This window comes from Flavobacteriales bacterium (assembly GCA_016124845.1).
GTDB lineage: Bacteria > Bacteroidota > Bacteroidia > UBA10329 > UBA10329 > UBA10329.
This window is the reverse complement of the sequence record WGMW01000015.1, coordinates 195,120-212,171: the sequence shown is the minus strand read 5'-3', so window position 1 is coordinate 212,171 and position 17,052 is coordinate 195,120. Positions and strand designations below refer to the sequence as shown.

24 protein-coding genes are annotated in these 17,052 nt (G+C 46.0%); 11 read left to right on the top strand and 13 right to left on the bottom strand.

The features are described from left to right. Positions 1-11: 11 nt before the first annotated feature. From rplP to GC178_07995, 12 genes are read right to left on the bottom strand one after another with little or no spacing between them, the layout of a single operon-like run. Positions 12-434: a 50S ribosomal protein L16 gene (rplP, locus tag GC178_08050; GenBank protein ID MBI1287518.1), complete on the bottom strand. Its 423-nt coding sequence runs from the start codon at positions 432-434 to the stop codon at positions 12-14. Positions 435-463: 29 nt separating this feature from the next. Beyond that, positions 464-1,171: a 30S ribosomal protein S3 gene (gene rpsC, locus GC178_08045; protein MBI1287517.1), complete on the bottom strand. Its 708-nt coding sequence runs from the start codon at positions 1,169-1,171 to the stop codon at positions 464-466. 7 nt (positions 1,172-1,178) lie between these two features. After that, a complete protein-coding gene (locus tag GC178_08040; protein MBI1287516.1) occupies positions 1,179-1,568 on the bottom strand; it encodes a 50S ribosomal protein L22 in 390 nt (129 codons plus the stop codon). 28 nt (positions 1,569-1,596) lie between these two features. After that, the gene (gene rpsS, locus GC178_08035; GenBank protein ID MBI1287515.1) at positions 1,597-1,863 is read right to left on the bottom strand and encodes a 30S ribosomal protein S19; all 267 of its coding nucleotides are present in this window, start codon (positions 1,861-1,863) and stop codon (positions 1,597-1,599) included. A 7-nt stretch (positions 1,864-1,870) separates the two neighbouring features. Beyond that, complete coding sequence (gene rplB, locus GC178_08030; GenBank protein ID MBI1287514.1) at positions 1,871-2,695, bottom strand: 50S ribosomal protein L2; 825 nt, start codon at positions 2,693-2,695, stop codon at positions 1,871-1,873. 6 nt (positions 2,696-2,701) lie between these two features. Further along, entirely contained in the window at positions 2,702-2,992 is a 291-nt protein-coding gene (locus GC178_08025) for a 50S ribosomal protein L23 (protein ID MBI1287513.1), read from the bottom strand. Between the two features lie 6 nt (positions 2,993-2,998). Then, complete coding sequence (gene rplD / locus GC178_08020) at positions 2,999-3,625, bottom strand: 50S ribosomal protein L4 (GenBank protein ID MBI1287512.1); 627 nt, start codon at positions 3,623-3,625, stop codon at positions 2,999-3,001. Between the two features lie 19 nt (positions 3,626-3,644). Then, complete coding sequence (locus GC178_08015; protein MBI1287511.1) at positions 3,645-4,283, bottom strand: 50S ribosomal protein L3; 639 nt, start codon at positions 4,281-4,283, stop codon at positions 3,645-3,647. A 35-nt stretch (positions 4,284-4,318) separates the two neighbouring features. Next, entirely contained in the window at positions 4,319-4,624 is a 306-nt protein-coding gene (gene rpsJ / locus GC178_08010) for a 30S ribosomal protein S10 (protein MBI1287510.1), read from the bottom strand. Positions 4,625-4,645: 21 nt separating this feature from the next. Beyond that, complete coding sequence (fusA, locus tag GC178_08005) at positions 4,646-6,745, bottom strand: elongation factor G (protein ID MBI1287509.1); 2,100 nt, start codon at positions 6,743-6,745, stop codon at positions 4,646-4,648. Positions 6,746-6,765: 20 nt separating this feature from the next. Further along, positions 6,766-7,239, bottom strand: a complete 474-nt coding sequence (gene rpsG / locus GC178_08000) for a 30S ribosomal protein S7 (protein MBI1287508.1) — start codon at positions 7,237-7,239, stop codon at positions 6,766-6,768. Between the two features lie 13 nt (positions 7,240-7,252). After that, a complete protein-coding gene (locus GC178_07995; GenBank protein ID MBI1287507.1) occupies positions 7,253-7,633 on the bottom strand; it encodes a 30S ribosomal protein S12 in 381 nt (126 codons plus the stop codon). Positions 7,634-7,847: 214 nt separating this feature from the next. Between GC178_07995 and GC178_07990 the strand changes: the two genes are divergently transcribed. From GC178_07990 to GC178_07970, 5 genes are read left to right on the top strand one after another with little or no spacing between them, the layout of a single operon-like run. Further along, complete coding sequence (locus tag GC178_07990; protein ID MBI1287506.1) at positions 7,848-8,510, top strand: 2OG-Fe(II) oxygenase; 663 nt, start codon at positions 7,848-7,850, stop codon at positions 8,508-8,510. A 34-nt stretch (positions 8,511-8,544) separates the two neighbouring features. Next, positions 8,545-9,303, top strand: coding sequence for an exodeoxyribonuclease III (gene xth / locus GC178_07985; GenBank protein MBI1287505.1), 759 nt, complete (start codon positions 8,545-8,547; stop codon positions 9,301-9,303). Between the two features lie 5 nt (positions 9,304-9,308). Further along, entirely contained in the window at positions 9,309-9,653 is a 345-nt protein-coding gene (locus GC178_07980; protein ID MBI1287504.1) for a DUF4260 family protein, read from the top strand. Positions 9,654-9,683: 30 nt separating this feature from the next. Then, on the top strand, positions 9,684-10,520 hold the full coding sequence (locus GC178_07975; protein ID MBI1287503.1) for a hypothetical protein: 837 nt from the start codon (positions 9,684-9,686) through the stop codon (positions 10,518-10,520). A gap of 18 nt (positions 10,521-10,538) precedes the next feature. Continuing rightward, a complete protein-coding gene (locus tag GC178_07970) occupies positions 10,539-10,838 on the top strand; it encodes a HigA family addiction module antidote protein (GenBank protein MBI1287502.1) in 300 nt (99 codons plus the stop codon). On the opposite strand, the gene GC178_07965 is transcribed toward GC178_07970, so the two are convergent. After that, complete coding sequence (locus GC178_07965) at positions 10,839-11,351, bottom strand: hypothetical protein (GenBank protein MBI1287501.1); 513 nt, start codon at positions 11,349-11,351, stop codon at positions 10,839-10,841. It abuts the gene before it with no gap. Positions 11,352-11,448: 97 nt separating this feature from the next. Here GC178_07965 and GC178_07960 point away from each other — a divergent pair, with 97 nt between their 5' ends. From GC178_07960 to GC178_07935, 6 genes are all read left to right on the top strand, one after another. After that, positions 11,449-11,838 carry a PadR family transcriptional regulator gene (locus GC178_07960; GenBank protein ID MBI1287500.1) on the top strand — a complete coding sequence of 130 codons (390 nt, stop codon included), beginning with the start codon at positions 11,449-11,451 and terminating at the stop codon, positions 11,836-11,838. 1 nt (position 11,839) lies between these two features. Beyond that, on the top strand, positions 11,840-13,231 hold the full coding sequence (locus GC178_07955) for a hypothetical protein (GenBank protein MBI1287499.1): 1,392 nt from the start codon (positions 11,840-11,842) through the stop codon (positions 13,229-13,231). A 118-nt stretch (positions 13,232-13,349) separates the two neighbouring features. Continuing rightward, positions 13,350-13,850: a transcriptional regulator gene (locus tag GC178_07950; GenBank protein ID MBI1287498.1), complete on the top strand. Its 501-nt coding sequence runs from the start codon at positions 13,350-13,352 to the stop codon at positions 13,848-13,850. Positions 13,851-13,915: 65 nt separating this feature from the next. Then, a complete protein-coding gene (locus GC178_07945; protein MBI1287497.1) occupies positions 13,916-14,836 on the top strand; it encodes a methyltransferase domain-containing protein in 921 nt (306 codons plus the stop codon). 71 nt (positions 14,837-14,907) lie between these two features. Beyond that, positions 14,908-15,582 (top strand): response regulator, encoded by a 675-nt coding sequence (locus tag GC178_07940; protein ID MBI1287496.1) that lies wholly within the window; start codon positions 14,908-14,910, stop codon positions 15,580-15,582. A gap of 2 nt (positions 15,583-15,584) precedes the next feature. Continuing rightward, on the top strand, positions 15,585-16,958 hold the full coding sequence (locus GC178_07935) for a HAMP domain-containing protein (protein MBI1287495.1): 1,374 nt from the start codon (positions 15,585-15,587) through the stop codon (positions 16,956-16,958). Positions 16,959-17,052: the final 94 nt, after the last annotated feature.

The window sequence follows — 17,052 nt, the reverse complement described above, 5'->3', positions numbered from 1 at the left end:
GTCTTAAACTCTTAAGCTCCGGTATAATCTCTTCTGGTCACAAACTTGGTTGTGATAGGAAGTTTCTGTGCTGCAAGTCTCAAGGCCTCTTTTGCGATGGTTGAGTCTACACCTTCAATTTCGAACATGATGCAACCAGGCTTCACAACGGCCACCCAATATTCTGGAGAACCTTTACCCTTACCCATACGAACCTCTGCAGGCTTCTTAGTGATCGGCTTGTCTGGAAAAATCTTGATCCAAACCTGTCCTTCCCTTTTCATGTATCGGGTTACCGCAATACGGGCAGCTTCTATCTGACGTGCAGTGATCCACGCACCTTCCATTGCCTTAATGCCAAATGAACCATAGGCCAACTGACTGCCACGATTGGCAAGACCTTTCATTTTCATTTTGTGCATTTTGCGGAACTTCGTCCTTTTTGGCTGTAGCATCTCTTTGCTCTTGTTGCTGTTCTACCTAATTACTTCTTAGTACCACGCTCTCTTCTGGCCAAACGTGCTGGTTTCTTGCTCTGAACCGTTGCGTTAGGTGCCAGATCACGCTTTCCGTAAACCTCTCCCAACATGATCCAAACCTTGATTCCAAGACGACCATAGGTTGTGTGTGCCTCAACGTTTGCGTAATCGATGTCTGCACGGAATGTGTGCAATGGAATACGACCATCTTTGTACATCTCAGAACGCGCCATTTCAGCTCCTCCCAAACGACCACTCACTTGGATCTTGATTCCCTCTGCTCCCATTCTCATGGTTGAGGCAACCGCCATTTTCATTGCTCTACGGAAAGAGATACGTCCTTCCAACTGACGGGCAACGCTATCGGCCACCAAACGGGCATCCAATTCTGGGCGCTTGATCTCGAAGATGTTGATCTGAACCTCCTTGCCGGTGATCTTCTTCAACTCTTCTTTCAATTTATCTACTTCCTGACCTCCTTTACCAATGATGATACCTGGACGTGCAGTATTTACCGTAACCGTGATCAACTTAAGGGTACGCTCTACAATGATCTTAGAGATACTTGCCTTTGCCAAACGGGCGCGCAGGTACTTTCGGATCTTGTAATCCTCCTCAATTTTTGCTGGGGTTTCTTTACCACCGTACCAGTTGGAGTCCCAACCTTTAACGATTCCCAGTCTGTTACCTATCGGATTTGTTTTCTGTCCCATGCGTCAATCAGTTCTTGCTATCCAAAACAAGTGTTACGTGGTTTGATCTTTTTCTAATTCTGTGAGCTCTACCCTGAGGTGCTGTCTGAAGTCTTTTCAATGAACGACCACCGTCAACAGAGATCTCTTTCACGATAAGGTTCGCTGAATCTCCACCGTTGCTCTTCTGCTCGAAGTTTGAAAGGGCAGAAAGCAATAGCTTCTCCAAACGAATCGAAGCCTCTTTCGGGTGCAGTTTCAAGGTGTAAAGTGCCTTGTCTACATCCATACCTCTTACAAGGTCGGCTACAAGCCTCATTTTACGTGGTGATGTTGGCACATTTTTCAATGTAGCGAAGTACTGCGTTTTACGCGCTTCCTTCATTGCATCTGCCATTTCTCTTTTTCTCTTTCCCATTGCTTTAAGCTTGGCGATTCAACAGATCTTACTTCTTACCTTTTGAGTGACCACGGAACGTACGTGTTGGAGAGAATTCACCCAACTTATGACCTACCATGTTCTCGGTTACATACACAGGGATGAACTTGTTTCCGTTGTGTACTGCAATGGTCAGACCTACGAAATCAGGAGTGATCATTGACCTTCTTGACCAAGTTTTGATCACGGTCTTCTTCCTTGTTTCTTGGGCATCAACAACTCGCTTCTCGAGCTTGAAGTCTACAAAAGGCCCTTTTTTAAGTGATCTTGCCATTACCTAATTACTTCTTTCTTTTTTCTACTATGTACTTACTTGAAGCTTTCTTCTTGTAGCGTGTCTTGTATCCTTTAGCAGGAAGACCTTTTCTTGATCTTGGGTGACCTCCGGAAGCCCTTCCTTCACCACCACCCATCGGGTGATCAACTGGGTTCATCACTACTGGACGAGTACGTGGTCTTCTTCCCAGCCAACGGCTACGACCTGCCTTACCAGAACGCTCAAGGTTGTAATCGCTGTTTGAAACAGTACCGATAGTTGCTTTACAAGTAGTAAGGATCATTCGAACCTCACCTGAAGGCATCTTCAACGTAGCGTACTTACCTTCTCTTGCAATCAACTGAGCATAAGTTCCTGCGCTACGCGCAAGAAGAGCTCCTTGCCCTGGACGCATCTCAATGCAATGAACCGTGGTTCCCATTGGTACATCTTTCAGGAAAAGTGTGTTACCAACATCTGGCGTAGCACCTTTACCTGAAGAAATGGTTGCACCAACCTCCAATCCCTTAGGGGCAATGATGTATCGCTTCTCACCATCTTTATATTGTACGAGGGCGATACGTGCGTTACGGTTCGGGTCATACTCAATGGTAAGAACTTCTGCGTTTACACCATCCTTATCACGCTTGAAGTCGATGATACGGTACTTCTTTTTGTGACCACCACCGATGTAGCGCATGGTCATCTTACCAGTATTGTTACGACCACCAGACTTCTTAAGTCCAACTACCAAAGACTTCTCTGGTTTGGATGCAGTAATCGTTTCGAACGTACTGGCAACCTTATGTCTCTGTCCCGGGGTGGTCGGTTTTAGTTTTCTTACAGCCATGGTCTATCAGATATTGCTATAAAAGTCAATGGATTGTCCTTCAGCCAATGTTACGATGGCCTTCTTTACAGCAGATGTACGACCAACGATGAATTTGGTCTTTGTATTTCTGCTTCGCTTCTTGCCTGGAATGACCATGGTATTCACAGACTCTACGTTCACTCCGTACATCTGCTCAACCGCTTTCTTCACGTCCAGTTTATTGGCTTTTCTATTGACAACGAAACCGTACTGACCACGCTTTTCAGCAAGGCCTGTCATTTTTTCGGTTATCAATGGTTTAACTAGAACTTCCATCACTTCTTAGCTTAAACTTTTCTCAATTGTCGCGATTGCACTCTCCGAAAGGAGCAGATTATTCGCGTTTAAAATGCCGTAAGTGTTTAATTCTGAGACAGTTACGACTTTCGCCCCCTTCAAATTTCGGGAGGACAAATATATGTTTTTATCCTGCTCATTCAGAACCAGCAAAGTTTTTTTGTCTGAGAGCTTCAAATTGCCCAAAAACTCAGCGTAATCCTTTGTCTTGATAGCATCGAATTTCAAATCCTCAACAACAGTAATAGCGTTGTCTACAGCCATCTTAGAAAGAGCCGATCTACGGGCAGCTTGCTTCAGTTTTCTGTTCAGTTTGAACCCGTGCTCTGCTGGACGCGGACCGAATACACGGCCTCCACCTCTCAACAATGGACTCTTGATATCCCCGAAACGCGCTCCACCAGAACCTTTCTGCTTTCTGATCTTACGTGTACTACCGCGTACTTCAGAACGCTCTCTTGAACTTGAAGTTCCTTGACGCTGATGGGCCAAGTACTGCTTCACATCAAGGTAGATGGCATGCTCGTTCGGCTCTACACCAAAAACCTCTTTGCTCAACGTCACTTTCTTTGACGTGGCTTTACCTTTTCTATCGACTACTGCTAATTCCATGATCGCTATCTGTTACAGATCACTTTTCTATAATGATGTAAGAACCTTTTGCTCCGGGAACGGCTCCGCTCAACACAAGAAGATTCTTCTCTGCATCAACGGCCAAAACCTGTAGGTTCTGAACTTTAACTCGCTTGTTACCTGTCTGCCCGGCCATTCGAAGACCTTTGAAAACACGCGCTGGGTATGAACAGGCACCGATAGCACCTGGAGCACGCAAACGGTTGTGCTGTCCGTGAGTTGCTTGACCAACACCACCGAAACCATGACGCTTTACAACCCCTTGGAAACCCTTTCCTTTAGACGCTCCGATCACATCCACATATTCTCCGGTTTCGAAGATGTCTGCAACTCCCAACGAAGCCCCAAGAGCAAGACCGTCAGCGAATGGTGTATAACCATGGTTTGTTCTGAACTCGATGAGCTTTTGCTTTGCATCTACCTTGGCCTTATTGAAATGTCCTTTCAATGCGGCAGAGGTACGCTTGTCCTTGCGCTCTCCCGTTCCTATCTGAACAGCCTCGTAACCATCGGTCTCAGTAGTTTTAACCTGAGTAACCGCACATGGCTCTACTTCGAGTACTGTACATGGAATGTTCTTTCCGGCCTCGTTGTAAAGGCTCGTCATTCCTATTTTCTTTCCTATAAGTCCAGACATGACCGTCTATTAATAGTTATACCTCTTCTTCTCCGTTATACCTTGATCTCTACCTCAACTCCACTTGGAAGTTCAAGCTTCATCAATGAATCAACTGTTTTAGCTGTGCTGCTGTAGATATCCAACAGTCTCTTGTAAGAGCTGAATTGGAACTGCTCGCGCGACTTCTTGTTAACGTGCGTTGAACGAAGGATCGTGTAGATCTTCTTGTGTGTTGGCAATGGGATCGGACCATTAACAATGGCTCCGGTGGCCTTTACCGTCTTCACAATTTTCTCCGCGCTTTTGTCAACCAAGTTATGGTCGTACGATTTCAGCTTGATTCTAATTCTCTGTGTCATGATTCTCTTATCAGACTATTGTTAACCTACTTTTTCTCCTTTGACCTTCGCGATCACATCCTCCTGAATGTTCTTTGGACATGGCTCGTAGTGATCGAACTCCATGGTAGAAGTTGCTCTACCAGAGGTGATGGTACGAAGCTGCGTCACATAACCGAACATTTCAGAAAGTGGCACCAGTGCCTTCACTACCTGTGCACCGTTACGGCTGTCCATACCCTGCATCTGACCACGTCTTCTGTTAAGGTCGCCCATAACGTCTCCCATGTTCTCTTCAGGAGTTACAACCTCCACCTTCATGATCGGCTCAAGAAGAACTGGCTGCGCTTTCTTAACGGCTTCTTTGAACGCAAGCTGTGCACAGATCTCGAATGACAACTGATCGGAGTCAACGTTGTGGTAAGAACCATCGTTCAACGTCACCTTCAAGCTGTCCATTTTGTAGCCGGCAAGCACACCATTGTTCATGGCAATGCCGAATCCTTTCTCTACAGATGGAATGAATTCTTTTGGAATGTTACCACCCACAACTTTGTTCTCAAACTGAAGTCCTGTCTTGTCAGCATCAGCTGGACCAACTTCAACCTGAATATCAGCGAACTTACCACGACCACCGGTCTGTTTCTTGTAAACCTCGCGGTGAGAAACAGGAACCGTAATCGCCTCTTTGTAAGTTACCTGAGGAGCTCCTTGGTTACATTCTACCTTGAACTCCCTTTTCAATCGATCCAAGATGATCTCCAAGTGAAGCTCACCCATACCAGAGATAACTGTCTGACCAGAATCTTCATCTGTATGAACACGGAATGTTGGATCCTCTTCAGCCAATTTGCTAAGAGCAACACCCAGTTTATCCACGTCAGCCTGTGTTTTAGGCTCAATGGCCAAACCGATTACCGGCTCTGGGAACTTCATCGATTCAAGAACGATAGGCGCTTTCTCATCGCAAAGCGTATCACCTGTCTTAATATCCTTGAAACCTACAGCAGCACCGATGTCACCAGCTTCGATGAACGGGATAGAGTTCTGCTTGTTTGCGTGCATTTGGAAGATTCGCGAAATACGCTCCTTCTTCTCAGTACGCATGTTAAATACATACGAACCAGCTTCCAAACGACCTGAATAGGCACGGAAGAAACACAGACGACCTACGAATGGGTCAGTAGCGATCTTGAACGCCAAGGCTGAGAATGGCTCCGCTGGATCTGGCTTACGAGAAACCATTTCATCCGTATCAGGATTGGTTCCTTTGATGTTGTCCATGTCAAGCGGGCTTGGCATCAACTCCATCACATAGTCAAGCATGGTCTGAACACCTTTGTTCTTGAATGCTGAACCACAAAGCATTGGAATAACCTTGTTTGCGATACATGCTTGACGCAAGGCCGCGATGATCTCATCTTCAGAAATTGAATCTGGATCTTCGAAGTATTTCTCCATCAAGGTATCATCGAAATCAGCAACTGACTCCAATAACTTCTCTCTCCACTCGGCAACCTCATCGGCCATATCGGCAGGAATCGGAACTTCTTGGAAGGTCATTCCGTTGTCCTCATCATTCCAAACCATTCCTCGGTTGTATACAAGGTCAACCACGCCTTTGAAGTTCTCTTCAGCACCGATCGGCAACTGCAATGGAACCGCGTTACCACCCAGCATCTCACGAACCTGATTGACAACCTTCAGGAAATCGGCTCCCTGACGGTCCATCTTGTTCACAAAACCCAAACGGGTTACATTATAGCCATCGGCCAAACGCCAGTTGGTCTCTGACTGTGGCTCAACGCCATCAACGGCAGAGAAAAGGAACACAAGACCATCCAATACACGCAACGAACGGTTTACCTCAACGGTAAAGTCAACGTGTCCCGGAGTGTCAATGATGTTGATCTTGTACTTGTCATCCTTGTAGTTCCAGAAGCAAGTAGTTGCAGCAGATGTAATGGTGATACCACGCTCCTGCTCCTGCTCCATCCAATCCATGGTAGCTGCACCATCGTGCACCTCACCTATCTTGTGGTTTACACCTGCGTAATAAAGGATACGCTCAGTAGTAGTCGTCTTGCCCGCATCAATGTGAGCGGCAATACCAATATTCCTCGTGTACTTTAAGTCAGCCATCTTTCTCTACTACTACCTTATTAGAATCTGAAATGAGAGAATGCCTTGTTCGCCTCGGCCATTCTCAATGTGTCTTCTTTCTTCTTGAATGCCGCACCTTCTTCTTTAGAAGCCGCGATGATCTCAGCAGCCAATTTTCGGGCCATTGACTTATCGTTACGCTTCGAAGCGAATGTGATCATCCACTTGATACCCAAAGCCAGCTTACGCTTCGGACGAACCTCAACCGGAATCTGGAAGGTAGAACCACCTACTCTACGGCTCTTCACCTCAACTGGAGGCATCACGTTATTCAATGCTCTCTTCCAAACATCAAGGCCATTTTCCTCTTCACCCGATTTCTCGTCCACAATCGCGATAGCATCATAGAACACTTTAAGCGCAGTGCTTTTCTTTCCATCAACCATCAGGCTGTTCACAAAACGGGTTACCAGCGTATCCTTGAATTTCGGATCCGGAACCAGCTCTCTTTTTTTAGGTATCGACTTTCTCATTGTCTATATACTCTTACTTCTTATCCTTAGGACGCTTAGCGCCATATTTTGAACGACCTTGCTTTCTATCACCAACACCGGCAGTATCCAATGCACCGCGTACAATATGGTATCGCACACCTGGAAGATCCTTTACCCTTCCACCACGCACCAATACAATAGAGTGTTCTTGCAGGTTGTGTCCTTCACCACCGATGTAAGAGTTCACCTCTTTACCATTGGTCAAACGTACCCTTGCCACTTTTCTCATGGCCGAGTTCGGTTTCTTTGGCGTGGTCGTGTAAACACGTACACAGACCCCTCTTCGCTGTGGACAAGAGTCCAAAGCAGGCGACTTACTCTTATCTACAAGAGTCTTTCTTCCTTTCCTTACAAGCTGCTGTATCGTAGGCATAGTGCGGCTTTCGTTGATTTTTAGTTCAGTACCCTATTATTTAAGGGTCGGCAAAAGTACAAACTTGTTCTCGAAAAACAAGCGGAAATTGACGAATTGCAAATTCTTTTTTCAGAAGGTGATTTTTGGGGTTACCAGCGAGTGTAAAATTGAGTCAATATGCTGGCCGATAGAAACCTAATTAAGCCCTGATTTCACAGTTTCCCTTTGAGTTATTTCCAAGGCATACTCCTACATTTATACATTCTTTCAGAATTGCTGCGTGGACAGCACCGTTGCGCTGATTGCCGAACAGCTTGATCGGCACGCGATCGCGATCATTGACCATCTTCTTCCAGAAGACGTCCTGCACAGGCTTTTAAACGAATCGAAAGAACTCCTTGGCGAAGGTGAATTTCATCCAGCACTCATCGGACGAGGCGTTGCTGAACAACGGATATCTGAAGTACGTGGAGATAAGATCCTTTGGTTGGAACCGAGTCATCTCACTGAAGCACAGCAACTGTATTTCAAGTTTCTGGAAGAGCTGCGTGGGTCGCTTTCCAACTACTTCCGCATCGGCCTTCCTTGGTTCGAGTGCCATTTGGCCACTTATCCGATCGGAAGTTTCTATACAAGACACTTCGACCAGTTCCGCGAAACGAACAACCGCATTTTCTCCGTCATCCTCTATCTGAATGAGAACTGGAAGAATGAAAATGGCGGGCACCTTCGCATTTATGAGAACGGAACACACCGCGATATTGAACCTAAAATGGGACGTTTGGTCTGCTTCCGCAGCGACCTGATCGAACATGAAGTGCTGGTGACGAACCAACCGCGATTCAGTATTACAGGTTGGATAAGAAGAGACGAGCCTACGCCCGTTTTCCTTTGATGTTTTCGCATCTTCGTGAATCCAAAACAGATTCATGAAACTCATCTCATTCAACGTAAACGGAATTCGCGCAGCAGCCAAGAAAGGCTTGCTGGAAAGCATTCAGGAAATGAACCCCGACATCATGGGTTTTCAGGAAACCAAAGCAACACCAGAGCAGGTTCGCGAAGTGCTTTTTGGAATAGACTATCACATCTACGCTTTCTCTGCCGAAAAACTCGGCTATTCCGGCACAGCCGTGATCACCAAGAAAGAACCGTTGGATGTGAAATACGGAATCGGCATTCCTGAACATGACGACCAAGGTCGCGCTATTACATGCGAGTTTGAGGACTTCTACTTTTTGAATGTATATGTACCCAATTCGGGTAATGGATTGGTGCGATTGCCTTATCGCAAAACGTGGGATGACGCTCTGCTCAACTACATCAAGGACCTGGAGAAGAAAAAGCCTGTGATCTATTGTGGTGATATGAATGTAGCACATCAGGAAATTGACATCAAAAACGCTGCTTCCAACTACAACAAAACTGCCGGCTACACGCAAGATGAGATCGATGGTATGGACAAATACCTCGGTTCCGGATTGGTGGACACCTTCCGAACGCTACACCCTGAAGAAGTGAAATACAGTTGGTGGAGTTTTAGAATGAATGCACGCGCGCGCAACATCGGCTGGCGCATTGATTATTTCTTGGTTTCGGAGAGTTTGATGCCGCAAGTGAGGGAAGCATTTATTCTCAATGAAGTGGAAGGCTCAGACCATTGTCCGGTTGGGATCGTCTTAGAATAACCGCCATGAAAAACCTGCTGAAACTCGAAGAACTCGTCCTGTTTTTGGCGAGCATTTATGCGTTGTACCTCCACGAAGTGCCTTGGTGGGCCTACCTCCTGCTCGCTCTGGGGCCAGATGTTGGAATGATCGGTTACCTCATCAACCCGAAGATCGGTGCTTACACCTATAACCTGTTTCACCACAAAGGAATTGCCGTTGCCATTGGTTTGGTGGGATTCTTCACTGGTTCAACCGTAATTTTCTTGGCGGGTGTTGTTCTGTTCGGTCACTCTAGCATGGACCGCGTTCTCGGCTACGGACTGAAGTTCACCGATGGGTTTAAGAATACACACCTTGGAAAGATTTAGATTCTACCACTCCTCAAAGACCAGCGAAAAATGTTATCCAGGACAAAGCTTAACCCTTTTGTAATTGAGTGGACGAATATCGTTCGAGAGTTCGTAAATCAAGCAATCGACAATCAAATCCATCCTAATGACGTTGCGTTGATAATTAAATGTGGGCTGTATCTGGGAGATGAGAAAAAATCAGAATTCAGCAAGGTTTCTCAGGGCTTTGTAACTGGCATGGGGTTCGAACAGTTTGCTGAGAAATCAAACTCAATGCTGCTTCGTTGGTATCTGAACGATTCTCCTTTTGGCAATTCTGAAAATCAGGAATTGAATTTCGACCCTAGCAATGAAACATTCCATGTTTCGATTCGCATAGAGACACTCTTCTATCTGTCATTCTGGGAAAGCGACACTACACTACACATACTGTATCAATTGGTAAGATTAGCAAGTGGGAAAAGATATGATTGGTATTGGAGGCAGAAATTCGACAGCATTACTTCGCGTCAGAAATTCTTTAGAGAGCACATCAAGAATCCGCTCAAAAAACTCAACAAATCCCTGTATCACAATCTTGATTCCGTGGTAAGAAATCAAATAAGAAATGCAATTGCACATTCTCAGTTCGTTCTTTTACCTAACTCTATTAAGCTCTTGAACCATTCCGAAAATCCGAAACATTATGCGCCTGAAGTATTAATTGGATATTCCGAGTGGGAAAAAATAATTTACTCAACTGTAGCATTTCGGAACGAGCTTGTCAGCGTTTTAAACAAACTTGATAAGGGATATAAAGCCGATTCGGTATCTGGAAACGGAAAGTTTTCCACCGAGATAGAAAAAGAAGATGGAACTTTGCTCAACCTTGCGTTCAAGTATTGAGTCGCTGGATTATTAGATATGGCACAACTGAAAAACATACATCCTGGCGAAATCCTCCGAGAAGAATTTCTTGAACCTTTGGGCATTTCAGCGTATCGTCTATCAAAGGAAACGTTTATTCCACAGACACGGATAAGTCAAATATTGAAGGAACAACGAAGAATTACAGCCGATACCGCATTGCGCTTTGCAAAATTCTTCGGAACGAGTGCTAAATTCTGGCTCGGACTACAAGATGATTATGACATTGAGGAAGAGCAACGCCAAAAACAGGATGAACTGAACGAGATACGTTCGCTTGGCGATCAGGCCGCCTGATCACTTCTTAAAGAAGTATGTTTCCAGATCAACGTTTTCCCACTCATCATCCTTCATGGTTCCTACCTTGAACATGTACTTGTCGGGTTTTATCCAGATGAGCGCATCCGTCATATAGGTTTTTACACCCAACGAATCTTCCACCACGTACTCGTACATGATGGTCTTCTGCTTGGTCTTCACCGTCCCTTCTTTCACATTTTTGGTCACATCCTCAATGTTGAATTTGATGACATTCTCCACCGTATCCCAGCGGAACACTCCATCCGAAAAATGACCGAACTGGATAAAACTCTTGTCCAAGTAATCGCTCGTTTCCATCAGAACCTCCTCTTCATTATCTGACCATTTGTAGACCACTTCCTGCTTGAAAGGAGTTCCATCTTTCCACTTGCCTTCGGCTTTCCAAGTGGCATTCATCAAAGGCTCAAAAGGCAGAAGCATAATATTTCCCTGGGCAAGAAGGGAAAACGGGAGAACGAAAAAAGCGAAAAGGGTAATAAGGTTTTTCATGTTTTCAAAGGAAAGAAACATCTCACACAATAACTGAAAAAGAAAAAAGTTAATACCTAAGATTCTTATACTTAAGAATATTATGCATATTTGCCCTATGTATTCGCCAGAGCTCATAAAAGGAACGCTTCAGACCATAGTTCTGAGCCTTCTTTCAGAAAACGAAAGGATGTACGGCTACGAGATAACGCAGCACGTTAAGGACCGCACACAAGGAGAGATCCAACTCACCGAAGGTGCGCTCTACCCTACTTTACACAAATTGGAAGCAGACGGATTGCTCACAACCGAGAAGGTCAGTATTGGTAAGCGCGTGCGCAAATACTATCGACTTACTGAGAACGGCAACAAACAGGCGAATGATAAGGTAAGCGAGTTCCGCAGGTTTGCCGAAACCATGAACGAGCTACTGAACAGTTTCAAACAGCCCCCTTTATCCCCCGAAGGGGGACTTCTTCTCGCTCCAACATCAATCAAATTCATCTGAAATGAAAGACACCAGTTTATCAAATGATGTCGGAAACCCCTCCTTTGGAGGGGCAAGGGGAGGCTCTGAGTTGAGTGAAGCACAAGTGGAGCTGGTGAGCGCCTACATCAAGCAGAATGGTGTGGCGCAAGATGAACTGCATGATGATCTGCTGGATCACGTTTGCACCAGCATTGAACTGAGAATCCAACAAGGCGAGTCGTTTGACGAGGCCTTTCAATATACGATCAAGCTCTTCGGACCTGGGGGTTTAAAACAGGTTCAAAACGAAACATTTGAATTATTAACCGAAATGAACGAAACAATGAAAAAGTTAACGTTTGGTTTCGGGCTGACTTCTACATTTCTTCTCTTGGCGGGGACGATTTTCAAACTGATGCATTGGCCGTTTGCCAGCATCCTCATTACGCTCGGCACGGGGCTCTTAGTGCTTGGGTATCTGCCGATGATACTCTCGCACAAGCTCAAAGAAAGCCCGCGCGATGAGGCACTGCTGCACATCACTGGATTCTTGGGGCTTACGCTCACATCCATCGGTGTGCTGTTCAAGGTAATGCACTGGCCAGGTGCCGCGGTGACGCTATTGGGCGGCATGGGAATACTGTCATTCGGATACGTTCCTATCTATTTCTTCAAGCGCTACAAGGTGAGTGCGAACAAACCTGTTACGCTATCCAGTTCCATTGTGGCAACGGCATGTCTCATCCTCATTTTCGCTTTGATGAAAACGGGAAACAGCAGCTGGTATGAGCATGGCGTTTTGCTGACCGATGAAACGCTGACGGAAGAATTGCACAGAATGTCGGATTCAAATGATGCGTTGTATGCTTCCGTGAGTTCAGATGAACTTTCAGACCTGCGGTCGGAAGCAAACAAACTGGTCATACATATTGATGCATTGAAATTGGAACTGATGTCGTGGGCGGCAAATGTTCCACCGAACGAAGCGGCCAAGATCAGCTTGAGCGACCTTGAGAAAAAGCACGATATGGCCGTGGTTCATGACCTTTTGCTTGGTGCTGATGATCAGCTTCGCGAAGGGCTTTTCAGCGCTACGGAGTTGAAAGGCATGATGGATCATTACCGAAACACGGTTCTTGGAGAATATCCAAGCGAATTGCGATCGGCCATGAGTTCCAGCCTGGCGCTACGAACCGATGGCACTTTCAGAAACGCTCACGGACAGGAACAGGATTGGATGCATCATCAGTTCGAATACACGCCTCTGTTCACCGCAATCACGAACCTAACCAAATGGCAATTGGACATCCGACAGATGGAGAACCAACTATTGATATTTCACTCTGCGATAGATCAGAGTGACACCGCTCCTCCCTTTAGGGGAGGTCGGGAGGGGTCAAGTCGGCCCGAGGCCTCAAACCCGCCAAGTTGAGGCCGGGAAAACCGAGCCCCACCTGAAACGGTGGGGCTTTTTTTATGCTTTTCATTCCCACATAGAATAAACTTTCAATATTTTTTGAAAGTTCAGAAATATCATCTATTATTGTTGCATGCAATTCGATGACGCCAAAAAGGAATTCATTCAGACCTGGGGAACCTTGGGCAGCAACTGGGGCATCAACCGCACCATGGCGCAGATCAACGGATTGCTTCTCATCGCCACCGAACCGATGAGCACGGAAGACATCATGGAAGAGCTTTCCATCAGTCGTGGAAATGCCAACATGAACATCCGCACGCTGATCGATTGGGGAATTGTACATAAGGTTTGGGTGGCTGGAGAGCGAAAGGAATATTTCCGATCTGAGAAAGACGTGTGGAAATTGGCCAGCCGCATTGCCGCAGAGAGAAGAAAGAAAGAGATCGAACCGCTTATCCGAAAGTTGAGCGAATTGAAAGACGTAGAAGGCGAAGGAGCAGACGCAGAAGAATTTCGAAAGATGAATGCCGAACTGTTTGAATACGGAAAGAAGATGGACAGCATCTTGGACAAATTCATCCGCTCTGACGAGAGTTGGTTTCTGCGCAGCATCAAATCATTACTGACCTGATATATTTTTTGCCTTATATGTTTCAATTTTTTCTGAAAGTTTAGAATTAACCAAATTCAAATACCATGAAAACGTTAGCCATCCCTTTGAATCATCCTCATATCGAGGAAAAAACCATGGATCTTAAACAAGGAAGCCGCGAGCACATCCGCGCCTACTTCGAGGATTCTGGTCCCGATTACAAAGCATGGAGCCCGAACTACAACATGCATTTCGGCTACTGCAACAGCAGAACGGGCTTTTTCAGCCGCGAAAAAATGCTGGAGCAGATGAATCAGGAAGTTGGTGACCGATTGCAACTCCTTGATTTCGGCAATTGGCAGATCGGGGATTTTGGTTGCGGCATGGGTGCAACGGCCGCCTGTCTGGGAGAACGATTTCCTTACAGCGAGATCAACGGACTGACCATTGTTCCGTGGCAAGTTCAGATGGGAAATGCGCTGATCAAAAACCGCGGATTGAAGAACGCGCGATTGCATTTGAGCGACATCAGCAATCCGCTGTTCCCAACAAAAAGCTTGGATGCTGCTTATGCCGTAGAAAGCTTCTGTTATGGCGAAGGATTAGACAAAGCCAACTTCATCAAAGGTTTGAGCCAGTCTTTGAAACACGATGGCAGGTTTGTGATCGTTGACGGATTCATCACCAAACCGAAGGAGGAATTCAATCCAATTTTCAGAAGCATCTACGAAGTCGTTTGCAAGAACTGGGCTTTGAATGATTTTGCACACATTGATGCCTTTAAAAATTCCCTGAAAGAAAACGGACTTCGAATCGAAACGATCGAAGATGCCAGTTGGCGGGTGGCACCCACCGCTTTACAAGTTCCTGCCGTTACCACCAAATTTCTTTGGGAAAGATTCCGGAACGGAGACCGCCTGAACCAGTTACGTTGGGGACATTTGAAGGCTTGCATCTGCGGCATGCTGATGGGCATGTTCCGCAGTCACTTCAGCTACTACATCATTTCTGGAAGGAAGATCTGATAAGCTGATCTTAATAGTATTTTCATGTGACGGCTTTGCGATGAAGTAATTTTGTCGAGAGAAATTTGAGCATGAGAATTCTTGTAGTAGAAGATGAACCCAAGGTGGCCGCGTTCATCGTTCAGGGTTTGGAAGAGAGCGATTACGAAGTAAAACTGGCTTATGATGGACAGTTAGGACTTCGCTTGGCCACCAAGGAAACCTTCGACCTGATGATCTTCGATGTGATCATTCCGGGAATGAACGGTTTGGAACTCTGCAAAGAAGTTCGGAAGCAAGGCATTACAACACCAATTCTGATGCTTACCGCACTCGGAACCACCGAGGATAAGGTGAGCGGATTGGATTCTGGCGCTGACGATTACTTGGTGAAACCGTTCGAGTTCAAAGAACTTCTTGCAAGGATTCGTTCGGTGAGCCGAAGAAATTCCGGAACATCGGAAGTAAGCAACAAGATCATCTACCACGACCTTGAACTTGACCTCGACAAAAAGCAAGCAAACCGCGGTGGAAAAGAAATCCCGCTCACGGCCAAAGAGTTCTCCTTGCTCGAATACTTGATGAGAAATCGCGAGCGCGTGCTTTCTCGCGTGCAGATCTCTGACAGCGTTTGGGACATCCATTTCGATACGGGAACCAATGTGGTGGATGTGTACATGAACCTGCTTCGCAAGAAGATAGATAAGGATTTTGAAACGAAATTGATTCAGACGCGCATCGGCCACGGCTACGTGCTTCAAGCATAAGTATGAGTCTTCGCAACAGGCTTACGCTCCAATTCGGATTGCTGGCTTCGCTGGTGTTAGGCATCGCCTCGTTGGCCATTTATTTCCTTTCTTCAGATTACCGAAAAGATGAATTTTCTCATCGTTTGGTGAGCCGTGGTGAGAACATGGCCAAGCTGCTCATTCAGGTAGAGGAAGTGGACGAAAATCTCCTGAACATCATCGAACGCGATAATCCCGTGCGATTACCCGAAGAGGAAATCCTCATTTTCAACTTCAAAGACAGCCTTATCTACAGTTCTGAAGGATTGGAAATTGAACGACCAAGCAACGACTTTCTCAATCAGGTTCGGCTGGAAGAGAGCATCCAACTGACCAAGGACAAGCGCGAAACCGAGGCCTTCCTTTTCGTTGATCGTTATGACCGATTTGTGGTCATCGTTTCGGCCGTTGACATTTACGGTCGAAGGAAGATCCAAAACCTTGCTCAGGTTTTGGCGATCGTATTGGTTTTGGGCATGGTCGCCTTTTTTGTTGTCGGGCGCATTTACGCGGAACGTGCGCTCAATCCAATCAAACAATTGGTGGCCGAAATTGCCGGTATTTCCATCAGCAATTTGAGCAAGCGCGTGAATGAAGGGAACGGTGCTGACGAGATCGCTCAGTTGGCCATTTCGTTCAACGCCATGCTGGCGCGATTAGAATCTGCTTTTGCCGCACAACGGAATTTCATTGCTAATGCGAGCCACGAAATGCGCACTCCGCTCACGGCCATTTCAGGCCAGTTGGAGGTTGTTCTTTTAAAGGAACGAACTGGAGAAGATTATCGAACAGCGGTTGAATCGGTCCTTCAAGACATTCAAAAACTGAACAAACTCGCCAACCGTCTGCTACTTTTGGCACAAACGGGAACCGATGCTCCCGAAGCCAATTTCAAATCAGTTCGGGTGGATGATATCCTGTGGGAAGCCCGAACAGACCTTCTCAAAATGAAACAGGATTATACCGTGGAGGTCGATCTGGATCAAACCATCACGGACCTTGAAGAATTACAGGTTTTGGGAAGCGATATTCTCTTGAAAACACTCGTTCTGAACCTGATGGAGAATGGCTGTAAATACTCGGACGATCACACAGTGAAAGTATCTCTGGGACTTCAGGGGAAATCCATCAAACTGACGTTTGCAGACTGCGGGATTGGTATTTCTGATGCAGACAGAAAGCAGGTTTTTGAACCATTCTTCCGCTCCAATTCGATTCGGAACCGCGATGGACACGGTATCGGTCTTTCTCTTGTTAAACGCATTACCGACCTCCACAAAGGCACCATTCAGGTTGTCAGTGAACTCGGAAAAGGTTCGGTTTTCACCGTCAGTATTCCTCGCCAAAACCTTTAATCGGTTTTTAATTCGGCTTTCATGGGCTTCTAATACGCTTGGGTCAACTTTGCTTCAACAAACAAAGACACAAGTCAAACATTAGAAAATAGAA